This is a genomic window from Microbulbifer sp. SE14, from assembly GCF_059834885.1.
Window position 1 is genome coordinate 221,774 of record NZ_JCBAJA010000004.1, and the last position, 26,565, is coordinate 248,338.

The following is a 26,565-nucleotide window of genomic DNA, read 5'->3' on the forward strand; positions in this document are numbered from 1 at the left end:
AACGGGGCGGTCGACAATAAAAGCAAACAGGGACCAAAACCGAAAAAAATAACAATAAACACAAAAACAACAATAAATAATAAAAATAAAGCAGAAGACAACAAAAATAACGACAAGCGCGTTACAAACTGACTGATTGTACCTGGGAGAGGGTGTTCGCTAGACAGCGAATTGATAGCGCAAGGAAGCCGCTGCCTTCATAGTTAATAAGAATAATTCCCATCTTTCCTTTCTTTGACTCCCAAACTGCCCTTTTCTCCACCCACCGCCACAACTCCGCTGCGGGCGCCCGCCTGTGTGCCTGTGGTAGAATGCGCCCTCGTTAGGACCTGTCAGCACCAGTTTGAATGCGAGATTGCGACGGGACCTCCCCAAGCCATATCCCGTTGGCAGCAGTCAAGACAGACAGCCGTATGCTCAATACCCTGATCAGTAGTATCAAGCGCTGGCGCAAGCCGGCAAACCCGGGCCCCAGGATCGTCGCCCGCAACGACCACAACATCTCCCGCCGCGACATCAGTCGCGCCGCCCTGACGGTGATGAAACGCCTGCAGGACGCCGGTTTCCAGGCCTATATCGTCGGCGGCGGTGTGCGCGACCTGATGCTGGGAGGCCATCCCAAGGACTTCGACGTGGCCACCGACGCCACCCCGGAGGAGGCCAAGGAGCTGTTCCGCGGCTCGCGCATCGTCGGCCGCCGCTTCCGCATACTGCACGCGCGCATCGGCCGCGAGGTCATCGAAGTCACCACTTTCCGCGGCCACCACAGCGATGGCGAGGAGCACGAGGCGCAGCAGTCGGAACACGGCATGCTGCTGCGCGACAACGTCTACGGCGACCTGGAGAGTGACGCCATCCGTCGCGACTTCACCGTCAACGCCCTCTACTACACCACCAACGGCTTTGAAATCCACGACTACACCGGCGGTGTGCGCGATATAGAGGAGCGCCTGATCCGCATGATCGGCGATCCCACCACCCGCTACAAAGAGGATCCGGTGCGAATGCTGCGGGCAGTCCGCTTCGCCGCCAAGCTGGATTTCACTATCGAGGAGAAGACGGCCGCACCGCTGAAACAGCTGGCGCCGCTGCTGCGCAATATCGCCCCGGCGCGGCTGTTCGATGAGGTGCTCAAGCTGCTGATGAGCGGCCACGGCGAGCGCACCTTCGAACTGATGCGCCAGTACCAGCTGTGGCACCACCTGTTCCCCGATAACGCCGCCCGGCTCGAGTATCCCGCCGCACTGGAGCTGACCCGCCTGGCCCTGCGCAACACCGACCAGCGCATCCGCAACGACCTGCGCGTTACGCCGGCCTTCCTCTACGCCGCACTGCTGTGGCCGGCGGTGAACGCCGAGCAGCAGCGCCTGGTGGAGAGGGGCACGCCGCCGGTGCCGGCCCTGGCCCAGGCCGCACAGAAGATCACCAGCTCGCAGCTGGCGCACACGGCGATCCCCAAGCGCTTCTCCCTACCGATGCGTGAGATCTGGGATCTGCAGCTGCGCCTTCCGCAGCGCAACGGCAGCCGCGCCCAGCGCCTGAGCGAACACCCTCGCTTCCGCGCCGCCTACGATTTCCTGTTGTTGCGCGAGGAGTGCGGCGAGATAGAACCGGGCCTCGGCCAGTGGTGGACCGAATTCCAGCAGGCCGATGAAGACCGGCGCGAGGAGATGGTGGGCAAGCTGCAGCGCAACGGCGGCAACCGGCGCGGCGGACGTGGATCCCGGGGCGGGCGCCGCCGGCGCCCGCCGAAGGCCGCCGAATAAATGGTCCGCGCCTATATCGGACTCGGCAGCAATCTCGCCGAACCGCAGAAGCAGCTGCGCAGTGCCCTGGAGTCGATGGCGGAAATTCCGCAGACGCGGCTGCTGCGCTGCTCCAGCTTCTACCGCAGTGCGCCGGTGGGCCCGGGCGAACAGCCGGACTACATCAACGCGGTGGCGGAACTGGAAACCGGACTGGCGCCGCTGGATCTGCTCGATCGACTGCAGGCGATCGAAAATGCCCACGGGCGCGAGCGCACTCTGCGCTGGGGTGCCCGCACCCTCGATTTGGATATACTACTGTTCGGTCGGCAGCGGATAGACGAGCCGCGCCTGCAGGTTCCGCATCCGCGCATGGCCGAGCGCAATTTTGTGTTGCTGCCGCTGGTGGAGCTGGAACCCGGACTGCAGCTGCCCACCGGGGAATCCATTCAGGCACTGCTGCAGCTGTGCCCGCAGAATCGCCTGGAGAAAATCTGATCCGGCCCAAGGCCACCCCGGGAATTCAGTTGTAGGAGCGGCCGTTGGCCGCGAACGGGCTTCCAGAAGTCCCCGAATCAATCGCGGCCGACGGCCGCTCCTACAGCACCTCCGACGGTGATAGGAGAAGGAATAAAGGAGTTAATTCAGTGGTCATCGACACCGGTGAAACCCATCCCCGCGAACCGGATCTCTCCGGCGCGACCCTGCCCAGATTTATCGCCGTGGAAGGCAATATCGGCGTGGGCAAGACCACCCTGGCAAAAAAACTCGCCGCCACTTTCAATTACGACACACTGCTCGAACTGCCGGAAGACAACCCCTTCCTCGAGCGCTTCTACCGGGACCCCAAGAGCGCCGCCCTGCCCACGCAGCTGCACTTTTTGCTGCAGCGCTCGCAGCAGATACAGGCACTGCGCCAGGACGATCTGTTCAAACCGGTGCGCGTGTCCGACTTCCTGATCGAGAAGGACCAGCTGTTCGCCGAAGTCACCCTGGACGCCGACGAGCTGGCGCTCTACCAGCAGGTCTACCAACACCTGACCCTGCAGGTCCCCAAGCCGGATCTCGTCATTTATTTGCAGGCGCCGCTCAATATACTGCAGGAGCGCATCCGCACCCGCGGCATCGCCGCCGAGCGCGCCATCAGCAACGAATACCTGGCCACCCTCAACGAGGCCTACACCAACTTTTTCCACTACTACGACGAGGCGCCGCTGTTGATCGTCAACAGCGAGGATATTGATATCGTCGACCGTCCAGGGGACTACCGCCAGTTGGTGGAGTATATGCTCACCATCACCAGCGGCCGCCACTATTACAATCCGGGAAGCTGAAGCTATGTATGCACCCACTGAATTGGAGAAACCGGTAACGGTACAGACGCTGCGCAAAATGAAGGCGGACGGTGAGAAGTTCATCACCGTGGCCCTCTACGACGCCCCCATGGCGGCCATGGCGCAGAAAAGCGGCGTGGAAGCGGTACTGGTGGGCGACTCCCTGGGCATGACGGTGCTCGGCTACGACAGCACCATACCGGTGACCATGGAGCAGATGATCTACCACGTGGAAGCGGTGGCGCGGGGCAACAAGAAATCCCTGATCATGGGCGACATGCCATTTATGACCTACGCCACGCCGGAGCAGGCACTCACCAACGCCACCCGCATCATGCAGGCCGGCGCCCATATGGTGAAAATCGAGGGCGGTGCCTGGCTGGCAGAGACGGTGAAAATGCTCACTGACCGCGGCATCCCGGTGTGCGCCCACCTGGGCCTGACACCGCAATCGGTGCACAAGCTGGGCGGCTACCGGGTGCAGGGCCGCGACGAGGACAAGGCAGGGGAGATACTCGACGACGCCGCGCAGCTGGACCAGGCAGGCGCGGACCTGCTTGTCCTCGAGTGTGTACCGGCGGCCCTGGCCAAACGCATTACCGACTCAGTCTCCATGCCCACCATCGGCATAGGCGCCGGGCGCGATACCGACGCCCAGGTGCTGGTGATCAACGACATCCTCGGCCTCACCGAGCAGCCGCCAAAGTTCTCGAAGAATTTCCTGCAGGAAGCGGGCAATATTCCCGGCGCGCTACGCAAATACGCCGAGGACGTCAAGAACGGTGTCTTCCCGGACGCAGAGCACACATTCAACTGATCCCTGTAGGAGCCTGTGCATAGGCGAAGACCCAATGACTTTTGATCAACTGCTCGACGAGTGGCGCGCGAACCAGGGCGCACAGCAGGTGCCCGGAGGCTGGACCCAGGGCCGCGCCACCTTCGGCGGCCTGGTGGCCGCAATGCTGTACGAAAGAGTGGCGGCAGAGGTGGCCCCGGGCGCGAGTCTGCGCTCGCTGACCGTCTCCTTTGTCGGCCCGGTGGCGGCCGGCGCCATCGACACCTCGGCCAGCACACTGCGCGCCGGGCGCTCGGTGACCCAGGTTGAAGGACGTATTTACCAGGAGGGCTCGGTGTTACTCGCCGGCCTCGCCAGCTTCGGCAGGGGGCGCGAGTCGGGTATCGAGGTCGCCACCGACAGGGCGCCCGAATTCAGGGCACCCGATGACAGCGAGGCCCTGCCCTATATTCCCGGCGTGGTGCCGGAGTTCACGCAGAAATTCGACTACCGCATAGCCCGGGGCCAGCTGCCCTTCAGCGGCAGCAGCGACAACCATCTTGGCGGCTGGGTGCGCTTCAGGGACGGCAGCGACAGCCCGGTGACCATCGCCCACCTGCTGGCCCTGATCGACGCCTGGCCACCGGCGATACTGCCGATGCTCAAGCAGCCGGCGCCGGCCAGCTCGCTGACCTGGACGGTGGAATTCATAGAGCCGCTGCCGCAGCTGGGCGCCGATCGGTGGTGGCAGTACCTGGCCGAAGTGGAGCAGGCAGCGGATGGCTACGGGGTGGTGCAGGCGCGATTGTGGGATGCCGGGGGCAGACTGGTCGCCTTTACGCGCCAGACGGTGACGGTATTCGACTGATTACTTTTTTCTGCCGTGACCACTCCCCCCTCCCCCCTGTGACACTAAGCCGAAGCCTGGGCGGCTCTGCTGTCGGTGGCCATTTGGGAAAAAGCCTCATCGGTCTGCTTATCAGCCGCAGGCGCTTTTCCCAAATGGCCCCCGACATCAGGGCCTTCGCATTGGAGTCCGCCATTCTTTTTCGAGTCCCGAGGTGAGTAGTCACCTTCTGCCGACAATATAGTTCAGGAACAACAGCACACCGGCGACAAAGGCAATGGAGGCACCTTCATAGAGCTGCTGCAGTGGGGGAAAGTCGCTCAGTACATGCTCCAGGAATTGTATCGCCATCACCATGATGATGACGCCGCTGAGCTGCCCCTTCATCTCACCCAGGTCCCTGGCGACCGGCAGAGACAGACCACCAATGAAGAGCTGGTAGATACTCACTGCAAAAAGGTAGAGCACGATGGAGATCAGGTAGGCATCGACCACCCGGATCAGATAGACCTCTATCTCGCGGCTCTCCCCCTTGCTGGTCAGGATCAGCTCGATCGCATGGAAAGCCTTGATCCCTCCCCAGATCACAGAAAAAAAGGCCACGATCAGCAGGACGGCTGTCGCAACAGTCATCATGTGCCGGGTCGCCTCGATCAGTGGCTTTAGGTGTAGCAATCTTCCACTCCCTCCAGTCCTGTCTCTGTATAGCACAGGGCTGGCCGGGGGAGCGGGAAGATCGGGCGTCAGGCCAGCAGGGCCTGCGGCGCCGGAAACGGCCGGGCGAAGGAAAAGGCCTCGGCGCTGGGCCCCAGGGTCTCAAGAGTATGCAGCGCCCGCTTGGCGTCATCGATGGTCGGGACGGTGCCGGCGGGAATCCACCAGAGCGCCAGAATCGGCCCGGGCATCTTCTCGAACCAACTCTTCTTGTTCTTCAGCACCTCCAGGTGTTCGCCGGAGTAGACATAGCTCTTCAGCGCCTGCAGTGATTCCCACACCGACATATTGACGATAACGCGCTCGTCGTCGAAGACCTGCAGCGAAGTCGCATCCCCCTCATCCGTCTGCAGCCGCCACACAAAGCCTGGACTGCGATCCGCCAGTGTGTTGATCCGGTCCAGCTGATCGACGAAGCCCTGCATGACCGGGCTGTCCATGGCCCCCCTGGCCCGCGCTATATTGACCTGCGCCAGGTGAAATTCCTTTCCCATAACAATTCTCCAGTTTTTATCCGCACAAGGCATCGACGCAATGCGCGGAGCCTATTGCACCGATGGAATATCAGGCATCTCCCTTACCGGAAGAGTACCAGCGACGCAGTCGCAATCTCGCCCGCTCCCAGCTGCCAGCTGTTGGCAAACGCATTACCGTGCTCCACGCAGACGTATTCGCGGTAGTGCTCACCCACATCCGCCAGGGTCGCGGCCAGTTCGGCCCCCGGGTTCCAGGCGATGACACTGTGGCAGTTCTCACTGCGCGTATCGATCGGCGCGCGGGTGACTATCTGCTGTTGCTCCGGCGCACTTTCGAAGACGCGGTCCACTTCACCGGGGAAAGTGAGCACTCCCTCCTGGGTAAAGCGCTGCAGGCCCTGGGTATTGTCCAGGTATTCGCAGCCCTCCAGCCCCCGCACCTCGATCGCGTTGACATCCTCCACCGGGAAGTAGCTGTGCCAGGCCCAGCTGAACTCCGCCCTCTCGTCGCCGCGGTTCTGCAGCTGCAGATGCAACTGCAGTTCGCGGCCGAGACGCATGGTGACTTCGCAGAAAAAAGGCGCGCTGAACAGCGCGCTGCCATCGTGAGGGTAAGTGAATACCAACTCGACCTCACCGCCCGGCAACGCTTTCGCGCCGGTCAGTAGCCAGGGTTCCGTGCGCACCAAGCCGTGCTTGGGTTTTGCGGGATCCCGGCGGTTGACGCCGAACCAGGGCAGGCACAGGGGAATACCGCCGCGCACGGATTTTCCCGGTTCGAACTGCGCCTTCGGGCTGAGCCACAGCAGCGGCTCGCGGCCGGCCGCCTGGAACTCCAGCAGTTGGGCGCCCTGGGTGGCGATCACCGCCCGGCACAGGGGCGTCTGCACCAGCAGCAGCTCCAGTCCCGGCTTGCCGTAGAGGGCGCCGCTGTCGGTGTAGCGGATCAAATCGCTTTGTATATGCTCACTCACTGATCTCTCCACGATCATCCTTTCCAGCGTCAAAAATGGGGCGGGCAGAAAGTAGCGTCAGCGCTCCCGCAGCGAGAAACAGGTGGAACCAGTTCATCCGCGCCAGGCCGAAGACCCGGGTCGCCTCGGTGCCGATAACGAGGCCGGCCGCAATTACCAGCAGGGCGCCGACGGCCACAGCCAGGGCCAGTGTCCGGGGGAGGACACGCGCCGTTGTCAGCTCCAGCAGCGCCACCAGCAACCAGAGTGCCAGACCCGCTGTGGAGTAGAGGCTGCTTACGATTTGCGGCGACAGGGGGGCGATTTCCGCCGCGCCCAGCGCCGAACCGGTCACCAGCGCGATGGCGCCATAGGCGGGCGCGCGGCTATCGCGGCCAAGCCGCAGTTGCAAGCGCGCCCACAGGATTCCCAGGCCGATCAACAGGAAAGATACATAGCCGGAAAGGTGCGACAGGGCCCGGTGCAATTCGGTAACGCCGGGATCTATGCCATAGCGGTAGGCGCCGACGGCGGCGGCCAGAGCCAGACAGGCCAGGCCGGCGACGACCAACAGGGCCGGCGACTGGCAGCGGCGGCGGGCGATAAGCCAGTACTGGTTGGCCACCAGCGTGGCGGCCAGGGCGAGGAGGATTTCCGCGAGCCAAAAGTTGTGCAAAACGATTCCCCTTATTCTTTTTGGGAATTCTAACGGGCGCGGTGGTTAGTGGCTAATGGCGACTGCAGATACCTGCTCCGAATCAAGCGCCTGTTCGCTCGTCATAACGGCGCAGAGCCTGTGCCGGTATGACGAAGCCTATTCTGTAGGAGCGACCCTTTTGTTCGCCCTTGCCTCAGCCTGCACTCTGGTTTGGGCCAGCACAAGGTTCGCCCCTACAAGTCGCGAACATAAAAAACCCGGCCTGCGCCGGGTTTTTTCGGGTTCAGGAGAATCAGGATTCGTCGGAGGCCTGCTTCGCCTCTTCAGCCTGCTCGGCCTGATCGAGTTTAGCTTCCTTGATGGACAGCTTGATACGGCCGCGCTGGTCCACGTCCAGCACCTTCACGAACACCTTCTGCCCCTCGCTCAGGTAGTCGGTGACCGCGTTGACGCGCTCCTCGGCGATCTGGGAGATGTGCACCAGACCGTCCTTGCCCGGCAGGAAGTTGACGAAAGCACCGAAGTCCACGATACGCACCACAGTGCCCTCGTAGATGGCGCCGATCTCGGCTTCCGCGGTAATCTCCTCGATGCGGGTAACCGCCGCCTCCAGGCTCTCGCCATCCTCGCCGAACACCTTGATGGTGCCGTCGTCCTCGATGTCGATGGACGCACCGGTTTCCTCGGTGATGGAGCGTATGGTGGCGCCGCCCTTGCCGATCACGTCGCGGATCTTGTCCGGGTGGATCTTCAGGGTCGCGTAGCGCGGGGCATTCTCATTGACGGTTTCGCGGGAAGCGCCGATCACCTTGTTCATTTCCGCGAGGATGTGCAGGCGCGCCTGCAGGGCCTGCTCCAGTGCGGTTTCCATGATCTCTTCGGTGATGCCCTCGATCTTGATGTCCATCTGCAGCGCGGTCACGCCAGAGGCGGTACCGGCCACCTTGAAGTCCATATCGCCGAGGTGGTCCTCGTCACCAAGGATGTCGGTCAGCACCGCGTAGCCGTCCTCTTCCTTCACCAAGCCCATGGCAATACCGGCCACCGGCGCCTTCAGCGGCACGCCGGCGTCCATCAGCGCCAGGCTGGAACCGCACACGGAAGCCATGGAACTGGAGCCGTTGGACTCGGTGATCTCGGAGACTACGCGAATGGTGTAGGGGAACTCGTCCGCCTTCGGCAGCACGGCGGCGATACCGCGGCGCGCCAGGCGGCCGTGGCCGATCTCGCGGCGGCCGGTGGCACCCACGCGACCCGCCTCACCTACTGAATAGGGCGGGAAGTTGTAGTGCAGCATGAAGTAGTCTTTACGCTCGCCTTCCAGGGCGTCGATGATCTGCGCATCGCCGGTGGAGCCGAGGGTGGCGACTACCAGGGCCTGGGTCTCACCGCGGGTGAACAGGGCAGCACCGTGGGCCTTGGGCAGTACGCCGACCTCGACGCTGATCGGGCGCACTGTCTTGGTGTCGCGACCGTCGATGCGGGGCTCGCCGCGCACGACGGCGCCGCGCACGATTTTCTTCTCCAGCTTGCCAAAGTAGCTCTTGACCTCGTCTTCGGCAATCTCGTCGCTGGCCAGGGCCTCGACGGCGGCACTGCGCACTTCGCCCAGGCGGGTGACGCGCTGCTGCTTGTTGGTGATCTTGTAGGCCTCTGCCACCTGGTCGGCGAACTGGCTTTCCAGGGCGGATTTCAGTTCTTCGTTCACCGCTGCCGGCTGCCAGTCCCACTGGGGTTTGCCGGCTTCGGCCTTCAGTTCGTCACAGACCTTGATGACCGCCTGCATTTCCTGGTGTGCGAACAACACCGCGCCCAGCATGATGTCTTCCGGCAGTTCCTGGGCTTCGGATTCCACCATCAGCACGGCGTCCTTGGTGCCGGCCACGACCATGTCCAGCTCGGATGTCTTCAGGGCCTTGTAGCCCGGGTTCAGCAGGTAGCCGTCTTCCTGGGTGTAGCCCACGCGCGCGGCGCCGATCGGGCCACCGAAGGGGATACCGGACACGGACAGGGCCGCAGAGGTGCCGATCATGGCGGCGATATCCGGGTCCATGTCCTTCTCGGCGGACAGCACGGTGATCATTACCTGCACTTCGTTCATGAAGCCCTTCGGGAACAGCGGGCGGATCGGGCGGTCGATCAGGCGGGAGGTCAGGGTCTCTTTCTCGGACGGGCGGCCTTCGCGCTTGAAGAAGCCACCGGGAATCTTGCCAGCCGCGTAGGCCTTCTCCTGGTAGTGTACGGACAGCGGGAAGAAGCCCTGATCCGGCTTGGCTTCCTTGGCGCCTACAACGGTACACAGAACCACGGTTTCGCCCATGGTAACCAGCGCCGCACCGGTGGCCTGACGCGCAACGCGGCCGGTCTCGATGGTGACCTGGTGTTGTCCGTACTGGAAAGTTTTGCTTACTGGATTCACTAGTATTTTCCTATTTCCTTACGGTTACTGGCCCATTCCAGCAACCCCTACAGTTTTCGCATATTGCGCGAAAATTTATTTGGACCCGAGGCGGCATGCGGGTGGCGGGTGCATTTTAGCTATCCGCGCTGCGGCCCCGAATCCCGAGTATAAAAAAGAATGCCCGCCAGTGGCGGGCATTCGAGGGTCTTAGCGACGCAGGCCGAGTTTGGCGATCAGCTGTGCGTAGCGGTTCAGATCCTTGCGCTTCAGGTAGTCCAGGAGCTTGCGGCGCTGGTTTACCATGCGGATCAGGCCACGGCGGGAGTGGTGATCCTGCTTGTGCGCAGAGAAGTGTCCCTGCAGTTTGTTGATGTTGGCGGTCAGCAGGGCCACCTGAACTTCCGGGGAACCGGTATCGCCTTCGGATTGGCCGTGCTCTTTCAGGATTGCTTCTTTTTCAGCGGCAGTCAGTGCCATAACGAATTACCTCGTCGTAATATGCTTTGAAGATTCGGCTGGCCCGTGCATATTTACAGACCAGCTAACACTTTTCCCCTTACGGGGTGCTTACCAGACGGCGCGGGGCGACCCGTCCGTCGTCGGTAATCTCTCCTACGCCCAGAAAATCGCCACTTTCCAGGAAGAGGCGCACCATATCACCTTCTGCACCTATGCGGTAGACCTGCAGATCCATTACCGGCTGCCCCTGACGTACATAGTAACCGGAGTCGTCCGGCAGTATCAGTTTGGGCAGTGACGCGGCGGGTGAATCCACCGGCAGCAGGTGGTGGTCCAGCACTTCCGCCCGGCCCTCGCCGCGCTCCTCGGCCAGCTCATCCAGGGTAGTGGCGTCCGCCTCGTCGAAGGGTCCCGCGGCGCTGCGGTGCAGCTGCTCCACATAGGCGCCCACACCCAGAATCCGGCCCAGGTCTTCCGCCAGGCTGCGCACATAGGTGCCCTTGGAGCAGTGGATCTCCACCTCGGCGCGCGGCTGGCTGCCGGGGGTAAAACCCAGCAGCTCGTACTCGTAGATCTCGACCTCGCGCGCCTCACGTTCCACTTCCACACCCTGGCGCGCCAGCTTATACAGGGGCTGCCCCTTGTGCTTCAGGGCCGAGTACATGGACGGCACCTGTTTTATGCGGCCGCGGAAGGGCTCCATGGCCCTCAGTACGTCCTTTTCGGTGAGGCCCGAGGCGTCCCTTGTCTCGAGTACATCGCCGTCGGCATCGCCGCTGGCGGTGGTCATGCCGAAACAGAAAGTGCTGCGGTAGCGTTTGTCCGCGTCCAGCAGGTACTGGGAAAATTTGGTTGCCTCGCCGAAACAGATCGGCAGCACGCCGGTGGCGAGCGGGTCCAGGGCGCCGGTGTGGCCGGCGCGGTTGGCAAAAAAGAGGCGCTTGGCTCTCTGCAGGGCGTCGTTGGCGGTGATGCCGGCGGGCTTGTTCAGCAACAGCACACCATTGACCGGCCGGCCCCATTTAGGTCTGCGGCCCATAAATCAATCTTCTTCGTCGTCCCGGTGGTGCTCTTTATCCGACTTGACGGCCTTGTCGATCAGCGCCGACAGCTGCTGGCCGCGCACGGAGGTCTCGTCGTAGCGGAACTGCAGGCGCGGAATGGTACGCATCTGGATGGCGCGCGCCAACTGGCTGCGCAGGAAACCGGCGGCCTTGTTCAGCACTTCCATGGAAGCGTTGATCTTCGCACGGTCGTCCTCGCCGACGAAGGTGACATACACCTTGGCCACGGCCAGGTCGCGACTCACTTCCACGTCGTTGACATTGACCATGCCGAGGCGCGGATCGCGCACTTCCTGCTGGATCAGCTGTGAAAGCTCGCGGCGCATGGCGTCGGCGACGCGGTCGGCGCGGTGGAATTCTCTTGCCATTGATCTCTTGGTAAATCTGTTTCGTTACATTGCAGGAACGGCGGGCGGGGCGGCCATGGGCCGCTCCTACAGGGCCCTCTCCTGAAGGAGAGGGAGCCACATTACAGCTCGCGGGCAACCTTGACGATGTCGTAGACCTCGATCTGGTCGCCGGGCTTGACGTCGTTGTAGTCCTTGACGCCGATACCGCACTCCATACCGTTGCGCACCTCCTGCACGTCGTCCTTGAAGCGACGCAGGGACTCCAGTTCACCCTGGTAGATCACCACGTTGTCGCGCAGCACGCGGATCGGCTTGTTGCGGTAGACAGTGCCCTCGGTGACCATGCAGCCGGCGATGGCGCCGAATTTGGGCGAGCGGAAGACGTCGCGCACCTCGGCGATACCGACGATGTCCTCGCGCACTTCCGGCTCCAGCATACCCGACAGGGCCTGCTTCACTTCGTCCAGCAGGTTGTAGATCACGCTGTAGTAGCGGATCTCCACCCCTTCCTGCTCCGCCAGCTTGCGCGCGGCGACATCGGCGCGGGTGTTGAAGCCGACCACGATGGCGCCGGAAGTCAGGGCCAGGTTGATATCGTTTTCGGCGATACCGCCCACACCGCTGGAGACCACGTTGACGGATACTTCCTCGTTGCCGATATCCGCCAGGGCGCCCAGGATGGCTTCCAGGGAACCGCGCACGTCGGCCTTGATCACCACCGGCAGCACCTTCTTCTCGCCGGCTTCCATATCCGCAAACATGTTTTCCAGCTTGGCCGCCTGCTGGCGCTGCTGTCGCTCGATGCGCTCCTTCTCGGCGCGCTGCTCGGCCACTTCGCGGGCCTTGCGCTCGTCCGCCACCACCAGGAACTCGTCACCGGCGTTGGGCGTGGTATCCAGGCCCAGCAGCTCCACCGGGGTGGACGGGCCGGCATCCTTCACCTGCTGACCCAGCTCGTTGGTCATGGCGCGCACGCGGCCATAGCTCTGGCCCGCCAGGACGATATCGCCGCGCTTCAGGTCACCGTTCTGCACCAGCAGGGTGGCGACCACACCGCGGCCCTTCTCCAGGCGCGATTCGATCACGACACCGGTGGCCGGCACGCCGATCTTGGCCTTCAGCTCCAGCATTTCCGCCTGCAGGGAAACCGCTTCCAGCAGCTCGTCGATGCCTTCGCCGGTGTGCGCGGACACATTGATAAACTGCGTATCGCCGCCCCAGTCTTCCGGGATGACGTCCTTGGCAGCCAGCTCGTTCTTGACCCTGTCCGGATCCGCCGCTTCCTTGTCGCACTTGTTGATGGCGACAACCAGCGGCACGCCGGCAGCGCGGGCGTGATTGATGGCTTCTTCGGTCTGCGGCATGACGCCGTCGTCCGCGGCCACCACAAGAATCACCACGTCGGTGGCCTGGGCGCCGCGGGCGCGCATGGCGGTAAAGGCGGCGTGGCCGGGGGTATCCAGGAAGGCGATCTCGCCCTGGCTGGTCTTCACCCGGTAGGCACCGATGTGCTGGGTGATACCGCCGGCCTCGCCGGAGGCCACCTTGGTCTTGCGGATATAGTCCAGCAGCGAGGTCTTGCCGTGGTCGACGTGGCCCATCACGGTCACTACCGGCGCACGGGAAACCTCTTCGCCCTCGGCCGCCTGGGCCTCGGCCACCAGGCTCTCTTCGAGCGCGGTCTCGGAGACCAGAACCACCTTGTGGCCCATCTCCTCAACGATCAGGGTAGCGGTGTCGCGGTCCAGGCTCTGGTTGATGGTGACCATCTCGCCCATTTTCATCAGGCGCTTGATCAGCTCGCCGGCCTTGACATTCATCTGCTTGGCCAGTTCGCCGACCGTAATGGTTTCACCCAACTGTACTTCGTACACCTGCTTTCCTGTCGGCCTCTTGAAGCCGTGTGTGGGTTTGATCTTCAGCGTCGGGCGGGACAGCGAGCGGGTGCTGCGTCTCTCCGCCTCGTCGCTCTCAAAGGCCTCCAGCGCCTGCTCGTAGAGCGCGGTCTTGCTGGACTTCTTCGGGCCGGCCTTGGCGCCGCGGCGGCCGCGGCGCTTGCGCGGCTCCTCTTCGTCCTTCTCTGCGACCACCGTCTCCAGCTTGCGGCGCAGGGACGGCTTGACCGCCTCTGTCTTGGCCTTCTCTTTCTTTTCCTCTTCGGCGCGCTGGCGATCCGCCTCGAGGCGGGCCTTCTTCTCCTCCAGCTCCTGCGCCTCCTGGGCAGCCTGCTGCTTGCGACGCTCCATTGCGGCGATACGCATCGCCTCTATGTCATCCACATAGCTGGTGCGGACCGGGGCCGCGGGCTTCTCTGCCGGCGCCTCCGGCTCAGCTTTTACTTCGGGCTCGGCGGCGACTTCCGCTTCGACCGGCTTCTCCACAGCGGCTTCGGCCGCTTGGCGGGCTGCTTCGGCCTCCGCCTCGGCACGGGCGCGCTCGGCCTCCGCCTGTTCGGCGCGGGCCTTCTCCAGCGCGGCCTGTTCGGCCAGGGCCTTCTCCAACTCGGCTTTGGCTGTCGCCTCCGCCGCCTCTACCTCCAGCTCCTCCGGCGGGCGCTTCACATAAGTGCGTTTCTTGCGCACTTCCACGTTCACGGTTTTACGGCCGGTGCCGGAGCCGGTTTTCAGCGTGGTGGTGGTCTTGCGCTTCAGGGTGATCTTGCGCGGTGCAGCGCCCTGCTCCCCGTGACTGCTTTTCAGGAAGTTGAGCAGGACCTGTTTTTCCTCGTCCGACACCACCGCATCCGCGCTGGTGTGGGGCAAACCCGCTTCCTTCATCTGCTTGAGCAGACGATCCTCGGTGGCACCAACCGATTTGGCGAGTTCGCTAACTGTTACTTCGGCCATTCTCTCTCCTAAAGGTCTCGATCGGCAGGGCGGTGCAATGCGCCCGGCTATTCTGAATTGGGCTTCGCGAGGGTTGGGCCTCGCGGGGCTAACCCCAGCCTTGGCCCAACCTACGCAATACCCGGATTACTCTTCTTCACTGTTTTCGTCGTCGGCAAACCAGGGCTCGCGCGCCTTCATGATCAACGCGGCGGCACGCTCCTGGTCCATACCTTCGATATCCAGCAGGTCGTCTACGGCCTGTTCCGCCAGGTCCTCCATGGTGGCGATGCCGCGGCTGGCCAGCAAATAAGCCAGGTGGCGGTCCATGCCGTCCATATTCAGCAGGTCTTCCTGGGGCTCGGAGGCGTCCAGCTGCTCCTCGGAGGCCAACGCCTGGGTCAGCAGGGCGTCCTTGGCGCGGGCGCGCAGCTCCTCGGCGATCTCTTCGTCGAAGCCTTCGATACCGAGCATTTCCTCGATGGGCACATAGGCCACTTCTTCCAGAGTGGTGAAGCCCTCTTCCACCAGCACGCCGGCGACATCTTCGTCGATATCCAGGCGCTCCATAAAGGTCTCCATAACACCGCTGGATTCGGCTTCCTGCTTGGCCTGCCACTCCTCGACGCTCATCACATTGATCTGCCACTGGGTCAGTTCGGACGCCAGGCGCACGTTCTGGCCGCTGCGACCGATGGCCATGGCCAGGTTCTCCTCGGCCACTGCCACGTCCATGGAGCCGGCGTCCTCGTCGACCACGATAGATTCGATTTCCGCCGGCGCCATGGCATTGATCACAAACTGGGCCGGATTGTCGTCCCACAGCACGATATCCACGCGCTCGCCGGACAGTTCGTTGGAAACCGCCTGCACACGTGCACCGCGCATGCCGACACAGGCACCCACCGGGTCGATGCGTCCATCGTTGGTGGTCACGGCGATCTTGGCGCGCAGGCCCGGGTCGCGGGCGGCGCCCTTGATCTCGATGACCTGCTCGGCGATCTCCGGCACCTCGATGCGGAACAGCTCGATGATCATCTCCGGGCAGGAGCGGCTCAGCATCAGCTGCGGGCCGCGGGCCTCCGGCTGGATTTCCAGCAGGATGGCGCGCACCCGGTCGCCCAGGCGAAAGATCTCGCGGCCCACCAACTGGTCGCGGGGCAGGCGCGCCTCGGCGTTGCCGCCCAGGTCAACGGCGATAAAGTCGCGGGTCACCTTCTTCACGGTGCCGCTGACCAGTTCGCCGACGCGATCGCGGTACTCGTCCACCACCTTCGCGCGCTCGGCCTCGCGCACCTTCTGTACGATGACCTGCTTGGCGGTCTGTGCGGCGATGCGGCCGAACTCCACATTCTCCACCTGCTCGCGGTAGACGTCACCGGCCTTCAGCTCGGGATCTTTCTCGTGCGCCTCTTCCAGGGTGAACTGGGTGCCCAGCTCTGCCAGGGTGTCGTCGTCCACGACTTCCCAGCTGCGGAAGGTCTCGTAGTCACCGGTCCTGCGATCGATGATGACTTCGATGGAGGAGTCCTCGTCGTAGCGCTTCTTGGTGGCCGTTGCCAGTGCCGCCTCGATGGCCTGGAAAATGATTTCCTGGTCAACGCCCTTCTCGTTGGATACCGCCTCGGCTACCAGCAAGATCTCTTTGTTCATGCAGCTGTGCCTCTAATCGCCTGGGTTCAGGCTCCTACAGATTACTTGGTAAATTGGGGAATTATGTTTGCCTTCTCGATACTGTCGATCGGCAGCAGGTATTCGTTCTCACTGTCCACGCGCAGCACCACCTCGTCGCCCTCGACACCGGCCAGCAGGCCGCGCCACTTGCGCTGGCCGTCCAGCGGCATGCGCAGGCGGACCTCTATCTGGGCGCCGACAAAACGTTGGTACTGGTCCAGCCTGTACAGCGGGCGGTCCAGGCCCGGCGAGGAGACCTCCAGGGTGTACTTGCCGCTGATGGGATCTTCCACGTCCAATACGGCGCTCGCCTGGCGACTGACCTTCTCACAGTCCTCCACGGTGATGCCGTCTTCGGAATCGATATAGATACGCAGCAGAGCATTGCGGCCGTGGGTCTGGTATTCGATACCCCACAGCTCACAGCCCAGGGATGCCACCACCGGCGCCAGAAGTTCTTCCAGCTGTTCGCGCTTGCTCGCCATTCAGTTTTCCAGTCGACACACAAATCGGCAGGGACAGCCGATTTGCACAGCCACCGGCTGCCCCGAAGGGGTGGGGTGCAGGGATGCACCCCCATAAAACAAAAAATGGGCCTGCGGCCCACTTCGAATAGTATCCGCCACATTTCCGGCAGATACGAAAAAGCCCCTGACGGGGCTTTGACCGCACATCCACGCAGCCAGTATGCGCAGACGCAAATTTGGTAGCGGGGGGCAGGATTTGAACCTGGGACCTTCGCCCGGCCATGCCGGCCAGAGGTGAAAAGCGAGCCCGACTCGTCGGGCATCCAGCTAGTACCACTGGTACCTGAATTTGGTAGCGGGGGCAGGATTTGAACCTACGACCTTCGGGTTATGAGCCCGACGAGCTACCAGGCTGCTCCACCCCGCAACAACTCTGAGAAACGAAGCCTGGTTGCTCTTCGTTTCCCTGCGGTGGGTTGCCCCAACCGCTCAAGAGGCTGCGCATTCTATGGGCGTCGCCCCGGTGAGTCAAGTCACATTTGGCATTTATTTTCACATAAGCCGGAAGTACTTCACCGGGCGTCCCTGGCCGGGCGCCCCTGAACACCTCGGAAAAGTATAGATAGAGAGGAGAGGAACCACTCACCGGATCCATCCTCCGCCCGACCGCAGCCCCCCCACATCACTTGATAACGCAATTGATACGGATTCTCATTTGGTTTAGTATCGCCAGCCTCTCGAGACCATCCGCGTCTAACCCCCAGGGTTCCTGCCCTGCACAGAATCAAAAGTATCAGGAGTACCAGCATGCGCCGCACGAAAACCACCCTGGCGCTGGCCATTTCCCTCGCCTCCACCGTCGCCCTGGCCGATGACCAGCGGATCAAAGAGGAAATCGTCGTCACCGCCAGCCGCACAGAGAAGCCGCTCTCCAGCATTCCCAACACCGTCACCCTGATCGACGGGGCGGAACTGGCCCGGCAGATCAGCATCAGCAGCGACCTTTCCACCGTGCTCGGCAATCTGATTCCCAGCTTCTCCCCGGCGCGCCAGAAAATGACCAATGCCGGCGAGAGCCTGCGCGGACGCAAACCCCTGTACCTGATCGACGGCGTGCCCCAGTCCAACCCATTGCGCAACGGCGGTCGCGACGGGCACACCATAGATCCGCTGATGCTGGAGCGGGTGGAAGTGATCCACGGCGCCAACGCCATCCACGGCATGGGAGCCTCCGGCGGTATCATTAACCTGGTGACCAGAAAGCCGGGCGAGGGACTGCAGCAGAGCCTGCGGGTCGGGTCCGGCTTCCAGCCCGAAGATGCCGGCGAGAGCCTCGGCTACAACGGCAGCTACAGCCTGTCCGGCCAGTTCGACGCCGTCGATGTGATCGGCAGCCTCAGCTACCGCCAGAGCGGCCTCGGCTACGACGCCGACGGCAAGGTAGTCGGCTTCGACAACACCCAGGGCGATACCATGGACAGCGACGCACTGAACGCCTTTATCAAGGTGGGCCACAGTTGGGGCGCGCAGCGGCTGCAGCTCACCGTCAACCGCTATGAAATCGAGGGCAGCAACGACTGGGTGTCCGTCGATGGCGACTGGGATATGGGTGTCCCCACCACCGCCGAGAAGGGCGTGATTCCCGGCGATGCGCCGTCCAACGAGGTCACCACCATCAACCTGCAGTACAGCAACGAGGTGCTCCTCGGCCAGAAGCTGCGCCTGCAGGCCTTCCGGCAGGACTTCGCCGGCACTTACGGCGGCGGTACCTACGGCACCTTCCAGGACCCGGCCTACGGCGAGGGGATCTTCGACCAGTCGCAGAACAACTCGGAAAAGCGCGGCATAAAGGCCACCCTGATTGCGGATCAGATCGCCGGTACGCCCCTGAACCTGGTGTACGGCGTCGACCTGTTCGAGGATGAGACTTGGCAGGCGCTGATACAGACCGGCCGCAAATGGGTACCGGAAACCCGCTATGAAAATATCGCGCCCTATGTGCAAGCGGAATTCACCGGCGTGGAGCAGCTGGTTGTCAGCGCCGGCCTGCGCCACGAGATCTCCGAACTGATCGTGGACGATTTCACCACACTGGCGGCCTACGGCAGCCAGTTCGTCGAGGGTGGCAACCCTGAGTTCAGTGAGACCCTGGCCAATATAGGCGCGACCTACCAGGTAAACGACGCCTGGCGGGTATTCGCCAACTACTCGGAGGGCTACTCCATGCCGGACGTGGGTCGCGTGCTGCGCGGCATCAACCAACCCGGGCAAACGGTGGAGAGCTTCCTGGATCTGAAGCCGATAGTCACCGAGAACGAAGAACTGGGTATCGAGTACAGCGGTGAGAAAATCGCCGCGCAGTTGGCCTACTACCGCTCCGACTCCGACTTCGGCCAGCGCCTGCAAGCCGGCGCCGACGGTATCTACAGCGTCAAGCGCGAGAAAACCGGGATCGACGGCCTGGAATTGCGCGGACAGTGGTTCGCCACCAATGTGGACACGCTGGAACTGCGCTACGCGAAGACCGATGGCCGCTACGATTCCGACGCCGACGGGCGCGTGGACAAAGACCTGGACGGTGCAAACATAGCCCCGGACCGCGTCAACCTGAGCTGGGCGCGCAGCTGGACCGAAAGCCTGAACACCCGCCTGCAGGCCAACCTGCTTCTGGACCGCGACTTCGAGGACGACAGCGGCGAAACCTACTCGGAATTCGACGGTTACACCACCATCGATGCGAGCGCGGACCTGAAGGCACTGGGCGGCGACTTGACGCTGGGCCTGCAGAACCTGACCAATGAGGACTACTTCACCTACTACTCGCAGACCAACACGGTTACCAGCAGCCAAGACGGCCGCAACTTCAAAGGCCTGGGCCGCAGCGTAAGCCTGTCTTACTCGCGGCTGTTCTGACCCACATTGATGGGCAAAGCGCAGCCATCAAATTTCCCGGCAACTACCAATGCGGCAATTTTTTCTCGTTCTGCACAAATACGCAGGCCTCACCCTGGGTCTGCTGCTGTCGCTGATCGGACTCACCGGCAGCCTGCTGGTGTTCGATCACGCGCTGGATGAAAAACTCGCGCCGCAGACCGTCGACTTTGCCTCCTCCGACACCCCCGCCACTTTCACCGAAATTGTCGCCGCCGCGCGCGCTGCCGTGCCCGGCAGCACGCCACAGCGCATCATGACAGCCCGCGCCGAGGGCAGTCCCCACGTGGTGCGCTTCCCCGGCCCGGAAGGCGCGCCGGGCCCTATAGAGGTCAGCGTATCCCCCACCGACGCGCAGGTACTGGCGGTACGCGGCTGGGGCACAGCCGACTACACCATGACCTGGATCTACCGGCTGCACTACACGCTGCTGGCCGGCAACACGGGCAAAACCGTGATCGGATTTATGGGCATAGCGCTGCTGCTCTTCTGCATCAGCGGCCTGGTAATCTGGTGGCCCAAGGGTAAAAGGAAAGGCCGCTGGAAGCGCGCCTTCACCATCGAGCGCGACGGCAACCGCTTCCGCTTCTATTTCGATATCCACAAGGTATTCGGCATCTACCTGCTGCCGGTGCTGCTGGTGATCGCCTTCTCAGGCGTCAGCATCGTGTTTCCGCTGCAGGTGGAAAAACTGGTGAGCTGGCTGATGCCGCTGGAACCGCGCGGCTCCTGGGGCCAATCTGAAATCACCGGCGCAGCGCCGCTGGATCCGGACAGCGCCGTCGCCATAGGCCGGGAAGTATTTCCACGGGGAGAGTTGAAGCGCATCTACCTGCCGCAGGATGCCAGCGACAGCTACGGACTGACTTTCAGGCAGGAAGGCGAACCCTGGACCAACCACGGTGCCAGCTTTGTGCGCCTGGACCAGTACAGCGGCGAAATACTGATGGTGCACGATGTTACCCGGATAGCCGCCGGCAATAAATTCCTCACCTGGCAGTTTCCGCTGCACAACGGCGATGCACTGGGGCTGGTCGGGCGCCTGTTGGTTTTGCTCACAGGCTTTGCGCCGGCACTGCTGTTCGGCACCGGCTTCTATCTGTGGCGGAAAAAACGGAGAGTGAAAACTCCCAGACGCCGCGATACCGCTGGATCACCGGGAACCCAAGCCATTTGAGCTGGAATCTTCAGGGGAGGATTTAAAACTGACAGTATTATTCCGGCACCGCCAGTTATTGATCAATAGGGATATCAATAGCGGGGCAAGATTTGAATCTACCACCGTCGCCCGGCCATACCGGCCTGAGGTAGAAAGGGAGCCCGACTCGTCGGGCATCGACCTAATACCAACTGAAAGGGAATTTGGTAGCGGGGGCAGGATTTGAACCTACGACCTTCGGGTTATGAGCCCGACGAGCTACCAGGCTGCTCCACCCCGCATCAACTCTGCACAATTGAATCCTGGTAAAGTTTCAACTGCCGGCGCTGAGCACCGAAGAGGCTGCGCATTCTAGTGATGCAGACCTGGCAAGTCCAGACCACCCGGCAATTTATTTTGATTTCCTGCTTTTAATTTCCGCGCAGTTTACAGAAATAGACAGGCCGCGACATCCATGTCGCTGCGCAGGGCAATCAAAGCTTGCCGATCACATTCAGGAAGACCCCCTGACTGTCGTAATCCAACTGCGTCAGGTCATCCGAAAAATCGGTGAAGTTGTACCCCACCCCCGCTTTCAGGTGCTTGCCCATATGGCGGTAAAGGCCGATCAGGGCGCCGCTCTTGCGGTCCTGGGCGTCGGGCAGGTCGAGCATGCGGCCCTCGATCAGCAGATCCCAGCGGTTGACGAAGTGCCAGTCGGCGCGCAATACATACAAGCTGGCGCGGCTGTCGAAGAACTCCGGGTCCCGGCGGTCGAGGCTCAGCTGGCCGAGGCGGTAGGCGTACTTGGCTCCCAGGGTCCAGCGGCGGCTGATGTCGTAGCTGCTGTCGACGGAGAAGATGTGGCTCTTCTGGATAAACTCCGCCGCGGTGTTCTGCACCGTGACCTGGTCCCGGGTCGGCACATTGTAGAAATAGGTGTATTTCAGCAGGGTGTTCCAGCGATCGTTGTCCACCGGGCGGTAGGCGTAACCCATCACCGCTTCGGTGAACTTGCCGTCATAGAACTCGCCCTGGGAGCTCTTGCTGTCGGAGTAATTCAATTTACCCACCAAGCGCCAGTCCGGGCTGACCTGGTAGCCGAGGGTGTTTTTCAGCAGCCAGGTCTTGCGCTCGTTTTCCATTACCGTGCTTTCGTCGACGGCGGTTTCCATATTGTCGGTGCGGTACTCCACTGCGGAAGCGAGACGGATATCGCCGTCGCTGAAGCCCATATTCACACCCACCGCGCGGCGGTCCGTCTGCGCACCGGTGCGCGGGTCCTCCAGAGTGCCCGCCTCCACCGATGTGCCGTAGCTCCAGCGGTCGTTCGGGGCCAGATCCATGCCCAACGCGTGGGTCAGGCCGGTGGAGACGTCGCCGTGGCTGTACTGCTCCTCGCCGTAGATACTCAGGCTGTCGGAGTAGCGGCTGCGGAAGCCGGTACTCATATTGCCCTTGCGCGCGCGAATGCCGGTATCAGTGCGCTCGTTGTCAAGGGTGTAATTCAGGTAGAGATTGGTGCGATCCGTCACCAGGTAGTCGGTGCCGAGGCGCGCGGCGGTGCCGGTGTCGCCGCCGGACAGCTCGCTGTCCAGGGTAAGGCGCTCGCTGACGCGGTAGGCACCGCCGAGACCGATGCGGTTGTTTTCCTCGCGGGTGCCGGTGACTTCCACCGTGCCCTGCACGAAGCCGAAGGCGCTCCAGTTCTCGCCGGAATCGTAGGCGGCCTCCACCGCCATGTCGGTCCTGTCACCCTGGGTCTGGGTGGCGGGCACCACCGGCGAGAAATCCTCGCGGGTATCGGCGCGGGCGCCGGTATTCACCCGCCAGTTGTCGTTGATGCGGTAACCCACCATCAGGTCCACGGCACTGGTCTGCAGGCCGAATTCCTGTTCCCTGCTGTCCGCCTTCAGGCCCACATCCAAGCGCTCGCCGATCGGCACATTGACGCTGGCGCCGTACTGGGTGGTGTCGCCGTTCACCAGCTGCCCCGGGGCGGAGAAACCGGCCTCGCGTTCCTGGTGGTAGAAGGTACTGGAGCCGCGCGCGCCCGCGAAGAAGTCGGACAGCTGCAGGCTGCCCTCCACTTTGGACGCGCCCGCCTTGGCATCCGGGTCCAGCGGCTGCTGCTGATTGAAACTGAAACCGCCGTCGTAGGAGTTGACGCTGTCCAGGTTGCCGCCCTGGCTGTCCGCCACTTCGATCTTCAGCCAGCTGCCGGCGTTCTTGCGCAGGGTCAGGTCCACACCATGCAGGGAGGTCTCGTTGTCCTCCTCGTCCTGCTGGGTGCCGCTGATGCCGAGTTTGACGTGATCGCCGAACCAGTAATGGGCCCGCCCGCCGACGGCGAGGGTGTCCATTTCCTCGAAGCCCGGGGTGTACTCGTAGCGCGCCACCAGGAACTGCGGATTGCCGTTGTAGGAGCCGTCCTGGATCAGCAGGTTGTCGTTGGCGAGTGCGGACAGCGGCTTGTTCAGCAGCACGCGGCCCTGGATATAGTCGATATCGTAGTCGACCACCGGGGTCAGGTTTTTCACCCCCAGCACCAGGCCGGAATCCTTGTCCCGCACCTCCACGCGCAGGCGCTCGGAGCCGCTCAACACATCCTGGTGGCGCAGGAAATAGAGGGAGCCGCCGGTGCCGCGGAACTCGTCGCGGCCGGCGATGGTGCCGGGTTCCGCGGCGAAACCGTCGACCTGGAAGCGCTTCTCGCCGAACTCCGTCACGGCGTCGCTCTCGAAGTGACCGTTGGCTCCGTAGAGGGCGCGGTCGACGTGGGCCAGTTCGTTGTCGGTGTAGCCGGCCTTGAAGTTGCCCCACAAACCGTAGTCGTCGTACTTGGACAACTTCACATAGAACTTGCCGGAGGTGGGCGCGTCCTCGACCACGGTGGAGTCGTCGCCGAAGGTCGGGTAGTAGAGGTCGCTGTCCAGGCGGCGGAAGAGCGCGTCCGGTGTCTTTTCCAGGAAGTTGGAAAAGAGTTCGCCCACCGGCCCCTCTTCGGTATCCGCGCTGGCGGACAGGCGCCAGCCCTCGCCAAAGCCGCCACTGGTGTAGAAGGCCAGGCGGCCATCGTAACTGACGGAATTGTCGTAGTGGGTCTCGTCGCCGGTGACCAGCGCCGCCGGGCCGTTGGTCTTGTCGTAGCCGATGGTCAGGTCGGCGATACCCACGGTAAACCAGTCGTCGCTGGCGAAGCGCAGGTCGCGCAGGAAGAGTTCGCCGTTGCCCTCCGGGTCCAGCACCGCCACTTCCACCGTGTGCAGGCCGCGATCGAAAATCTGCTCGGCGACGAACTGGCCCTGGCCGTTGACCGGCACCGGGTTGCCGGCCAGCCACACGGTGTGGTCCGCTGGAATCTGTGCGCCGTTCACCAGTACCGTGTTGCCGTCCAGGGGAATATTGCGGCGCGCCAGGCGGTTTTCGCCGTAGCCCACCAGCAGCTCCTGTTCCGCATCGACTTCTTCGGTCGGCTCATCCAGCCGATCCACCACCCACAGGGTCTGCGCCCGGGTCTCGTCGTAGCGGCCCCTGTCGTCGTAGACCCGCAGCAGGTACTGCAGTTTTTTCAGCGGCGCCTGGAAGCGGTCGAATTCCGCCTGCCACTCGCCCTCACCGTTTTCATCCAGCTCGACGATTGCCAGCGGCGTGTCGCGCAGGGACTGCTCTTCCTCGAACAGGCGCACCTCGGCGCGCTCGATAAACGTCGGGTAGTTGCTGTAGCTCCTGAACTGCACACTGCTGTCGGCGATCTCGGTTTCCGGGTCGTCGGCGTAGCGGATGGTACTGGGGAAAGCCGTGACGTTCAGGCGCGGCTGCATCTTCTTGTTGTCGAAGCGGAACTGGATATTGGCATTTTCCAGGGCCACGTCGGTACAGCGCTGCAGGTCGGCGGAGTTTTTGTAGGGGTCGTACTCCGGGCTGCCGTCCACGGTGATGCGCATCAGGTTCAGCGCATAGGGGTTGTGGGCCAGGGCCTCGCGATTGATGCGCTCGATTTCCAGGCGGTCCTTTTCCGCCAGCACCGCCAGCTCGTCGTAGAGCACCTGCACTTCCACCCGCGCGCCGTCCAGCTGGATAAAGCCGGTGGCCACCACATCGTCGGACTGCACATAGCCGCGGCCCTCGAACTCCACCTGTTCGGCCCTCAGGTTCAGTTGCTCCCGCACCTGTTCCATCGCGCGGCGCGCGCGGGCGGAGGAGAGGCCGACGTCGTCGCCGTAGACCATCGCCTCGCGGCGCTCCATGCGCTCGTTGTCGCTGTAGCCGACAAAACTGAGGCGCACATTGGCCTTGCCGGCCACTTCCGCCATGGCGCTTTTCATGCGCATCAGCTGCGACTGGGAGATCTGCGGATCGCCGTTTTCAAAACGTATCGGCTCTATATCGCCGTCCGGGGATTCGTGGGCAATGGTGATGGTTTCGGCCGCGGCCGCCTCGGGACAGGCCTGCACCCCGTCCACCGCAGTCTCCAGCGGATCGTCGTACCAGAACTCCACCTCCACGCGGCGGTTCAGGGCGCGGCCCTTGGGCGTGTCGTTGGCGGCGATGGGCTGGGTGGCGCCCACACCGCCGCTGGTGACCATGTAATCCGGCAGGTTCAACGCATCGCGCACCGCCAGCGCAACTCTCCTGGCCTCGGCGCGGGACAGGGCCATATGGTCGCTGTACAGCTTGGCCGGGCCCTCCGGCAGCGGCAGCGCATCGGTGTGGCCGACGAAGCGGATCACCAGGTTGTTCTTGTCCGCCAGGTTGGCGCGCACCTCGCGGATGCGGCGCACGAAGGCCTCCGGCAGGTCCACCTGCCCCGGCTGCCAGCGCAGCGGCGTGACCAGGTTTTTCAGCCGCGCGCGCTGCTCGCTGCCGCCGGTGTAGTGCAGGCGGCACACGGTTTCTTGGCGGCACACCTTGAACCGGTTCAGGGCCAGCGCCTGGGCGCGGGCCTGCTCCGCCATCGCGGCCTCGTCCAGTTCGTCGTAGCTGACCTGCACCTGCACGCGGCGGTTCTGTTCGCGCCCGGCGGTGGTGATATTGTCCGCGACCGGTCCAGCATCACCACGCCCCTCGAAGGAGACCATCTCCTCCGGCAGTTCCAGCGCCAGCTGGAAGAACTCCGCCACCTGCCGGGCACGGGCGCTGGTGAACTCCTGCTTGTCCAGGTATTCCGCCAGCTGCTGCTGGCTCAGCGGATCGCTGTCGGTATGGCCGATAAAGGTCACTTTTAGATTGGGCTTTTCGCCCAGCTCGGCGAGTTTTTCCTTCAGTGCCTCGACGGAGTCGGCTGGGATTTCATCGTCCATCGACTGGAACAGCAGCGGATCGATAAAGTTTTCCTCGATCACCGGCTCCGCCGGCTCGACGAATAGCGTTGCGTCCTGTACCCACTGGCGGCGCGGCTGGCCGAGGATGGTTGTTTCGGTGTTGCTGCCGAGTTCGGCTTCCCGGTATTCCGCTGTCGGTTCTTCTACTTCGGGTTGCAGGCCGGGGACTTTTTTCCACACCTGCCACCAGGCAACTCCTTCCGGCTGGGGCTGTTCGGTTTCCTGGGCGAAGACGGGCAGTGCCAGGAACAGGGCCAGTGCCGCGGCGAGACATTGATCGCGGCCATGGGCCGCTCCTACAGGGGTAGATACCTCGTAGGATGGGCAAAGCGCAGCGTGCCCATCAACTGGCGTCTGTTGGGCACGCTGCGCTTTGCCCATCCTACGGAATTTCCCGGGTCCAGATTCTTCCCCGAGTCCCGAGTCCCGA

The 26,565-nt window shown here is 62.9% G+C and carries 19 protein-coding genes and 2 tRNA genes; 7 read left to right on the top strand and 14 right to left on the bottom strand.

Features of this window, described 5'->3' with window-relative positions:
* Positions 1-413: 413 nt before the first annotated feature.
* The 5 genes from pcnB (at position 414) to AC6R19_RS04980 (ending at position 4,722) form a co-directional block, all read left to right on the top strand.
* Positions 414-1,766, top strand: a complete 1,353-nt coding sequence (pcnB, locus tag AC6R19_RS04960) for a polynucleotide adenylyltransferase PcnB (RefSeq protein ID WP_500578561.1) — start codon at positions 414-416, stop codon at positions 1,764-1,766.
* Entirely contained in the window at positions 1,767-2,243 is a 477-nt protein-coding gene (gene folK / locus AC6R19_RS04965) for a 2-amino-4-hydroxy-6-hydroxymethyldihydropteridine diphosphokinase (protein ID WP_500578562.1), read from the top strand.
* A 149-nt stretch (positions 2,244-2,392) separates the two neighbouring features.
* The gene (locus AC6R19_RS04970) at positions 2,393-3,079 is read left to right on the top strand and encodes a deoxynucleoside kinase (RefSeq protein WP_500578564.1); all 687 of its coding nucleotides are present in this window, start codon (positions 2,393-2,395) and stop codon (positions 3,077-3,079) included.
* A gap of 4 nt (positions 3,080-3,083) precedes the next feature.
* Complete coding sequence (panB, locus tag AC6R19_RS04975) at positions 3,084-3,896, top strand: 3-methyl-2-oxobutanoate hydroxymethyltransferase (RefSeq protein ID WP_500578566.1); 813 nt, start codon at positions 3,084-3,086, stop codon at positions 3,894-3,896.
* 34 nt (positions 3,897-3,930) lie between these two features.
* Positions 3,931-4,722, top strand: a complete 792-nt coding sequence (locus tag AC6R19_RS04980) for an acyl-CoA thioesterase (protein WP_500578568.1) — start codon at positions 3,931-3,933, stop codon at positions 4,720-4,722.
* 201 nt (positions 4,723-4,923) lie between these two features.
* Here AC6R19_RS04980 and AC6R19_RS04985 read toward each other — a convergent pair whose 3' ends face one another.
* The 12 genes from AC6R19_RS04985 to AC6R19_RS05040 form a co-directional block, all read right to left on the bottom strand.
* Positions 4,924-5,376: a YqhA family protein gene (locus AC6R19_RS04985; RefSeq protein WP_500578569.1), complete on the bottom strand. Its 453-nt coding sequence runs from the start codon at positions 5,374-5,376 to the stop codon at positions 4,924-4,926.
* Between the two features lie 68 nt (positions 5,377-5,444).
* Positions 5,445-5,909 (bottom strand): DUF3291 domain-containing protein, encoded by a 465-nt coding sequence (locus tag AC6R19_RS04990; protein WP_500578571.1) that lies wholly within the window; start codon positions 5,907-5,909, stop codon positions 5,445-5,447.
* A gap of 83 nt (positions 5,910-5,992) precedes the next feature.
* On the bottom strand, positions 5,993-6,865 hold the full coding sequence (locus AC6R19_RS04995) for a D-hexose-6-phosphate mutarotase (RefSeq protein ID WP_500578572.1): 873 nt from the start codon (positions 6,863-6,865) through the stop codon (positions 5,993-5,995).
* Positions 6,858-7,520: a hypothetical protein gene (locus AC6R19_RS05000; protein ID WP_500578574.1), complete on the bottom strand. Its 663-nt coding sequence runs from the start codon at positions 7,518-7,520 to the stop codon at positions 6,858-6,860. The genes AC6R19_RS04995 and AC6R19_RS05000 overlap by 8 nt, the downstream gene beginning before the upstream one ends.
* 274 nt (positions 7,521-7,794) lie before the next feature.
* Complete coding sequence (gene pnp / locus AC6R19_RS05005; protein ID WP_500578576.1) at positions 7,795-9,921, bottom strand: polyribonucleotide nucleotidyltransferase; 2,127 nt, start codon at positions 9,919-9,921, stop codon at positions 7,795-7,797.
* A gap of 189 nt (positions 9,922-10,110) precedes the next feature.
* On the bottom strand, positions 10,111-10,380 hold the full coding sequence (gene rpsO, locus AC6R19_RS05010; protein WP_500578578.1) for a 30S ribosomal protein S15: 270 nt from the start codon (positions 10,378-10,380) through the stop codon (positions 10,111-10,113).
* Between the two features lie 79 nt (positions 10,381-10,459).
* The gene (truB, locus tag AC6R19_RS05015; RefSeq protein WP_500578579.1) at positions 10,460-11,401 is read right to left on the bottom strand and encodes a tRNA pseudouridine(55) synthase TruB; all 942 of its coding nucleotides are present in this window, start codon (positions 11,399-11,401) and stop codon (positions 10,460-10,462) included.
* A 3-nt stretch (positions 11,402-11,404) separates the two neighbouring features.
* Entirely contained in the window at positions 11,405-11,794 is a 390-nt protein-coding gene (gene rbfA / locus AC6R19_RS05020; RefSeq protein WP_500578580.1) for a 30S ribosome-binding factor RbfA, read from the bottom strand.
* A gap of 101 nt (positions 11,795-11,895) precedes the next feature.
* Positions 11,896-14,622 carry a translation initiation factor IF-2 gene (infB, locus tag AC6R19_RS05025; protein WP_500578582.1) on the bottom strand — a complete coding sequence of 909 codons (2,727 nt, stop codon included), beginning with the start codon at positions 14,620-14,622 and terminating at the stop codon, positions 11,896-11,898.
* A gap of 126 nt (positions 14,623-14,748) precedes the next feature.
* On the bottom strand, positions 14,749-16,254 hold the full coding sequence (gene nusA, locus AC6R19_RS05030; RefSeq protein WP_500578584.1) for a transcription termination factor NusA: 1,506 nt from the start codon (positions 16,252-16,254) through the stop codon (positions 14,749-14,751).
* Between the two features lie 41 nt (positions 16,255-16,295).
* A complete protein-coding gene (gene rimP / locus AC6R19_RS05035) occupies positions 16,296-16,760 on the bottom strand; it encodes a ribosome maturation factor RimP (RefSeq protein WP_500578585.1) in 465 nt (154 codons plus the stop codon).
* Between the two features lie 332 nt (positions 16,761-17,092).
* A tRNA-Met gene (locus AC6R19_RS05040) sits at positions 17,093-17,169 on the bottom strand.
* 380 nt (positions 17,170-17,549) lie between these two features.
* Here AC6R19_RS05040 and AC6R19_RS05045 point away from each other — a divergent pair.
* Positions 17,550-19,655 carry a TonB-dependent receptor gene (locus AC6R19_RS05045; RefSeq protein WP_500578586.1) on the top strand — a complete coding sequence of 702 codons (2,106 nt, stop codon included), beginning with the start codon at positions 17,550-17,552 and terminating at the stop codon, positions 19,653-19,655.
* 49 nt (positions 19,656-19,704) lie between these two features.
* On the top strand, positions 19,705-20,850 hold the full coding sequence (locus tag AC6R19_RS05050) for a PepSY-associated TM helix domain-containing protein (RefSeq protein ID WP_500578588.1): 1,146 nt from the start codon (positions 19,705-19,707) through the stop codon (positions 20,848-20,850).
* A 186-nt stretch (positions 20,851-21,036) separates the two neighbouring features.
* On the opposite strand, the gene AC6R19_RS05055 is transcribed toward AC6R19_RS05050, so the two are convergent.
* A tRNA-Met gene (locus tag AC6R19_RS05055) sits at positions 21,037-21,113 on the bottom strand.
* Positions 21,114-21,305: 192 nt separating this feature from the next.
* The gene (locus tag AC6R19_RS05060) at positions 21,306-26,516 is read right to left on the bottom strand and encodes an OmpA family protein (protein WP_500578589.1); all 5,211 of its coding nucleotides are present in this window, start codon (positions 26,514-26,516) and stop codon (positions 21,306-21,308) included.
* Positions 26,517-26,565: the final 49 nt, after the last annotated feature.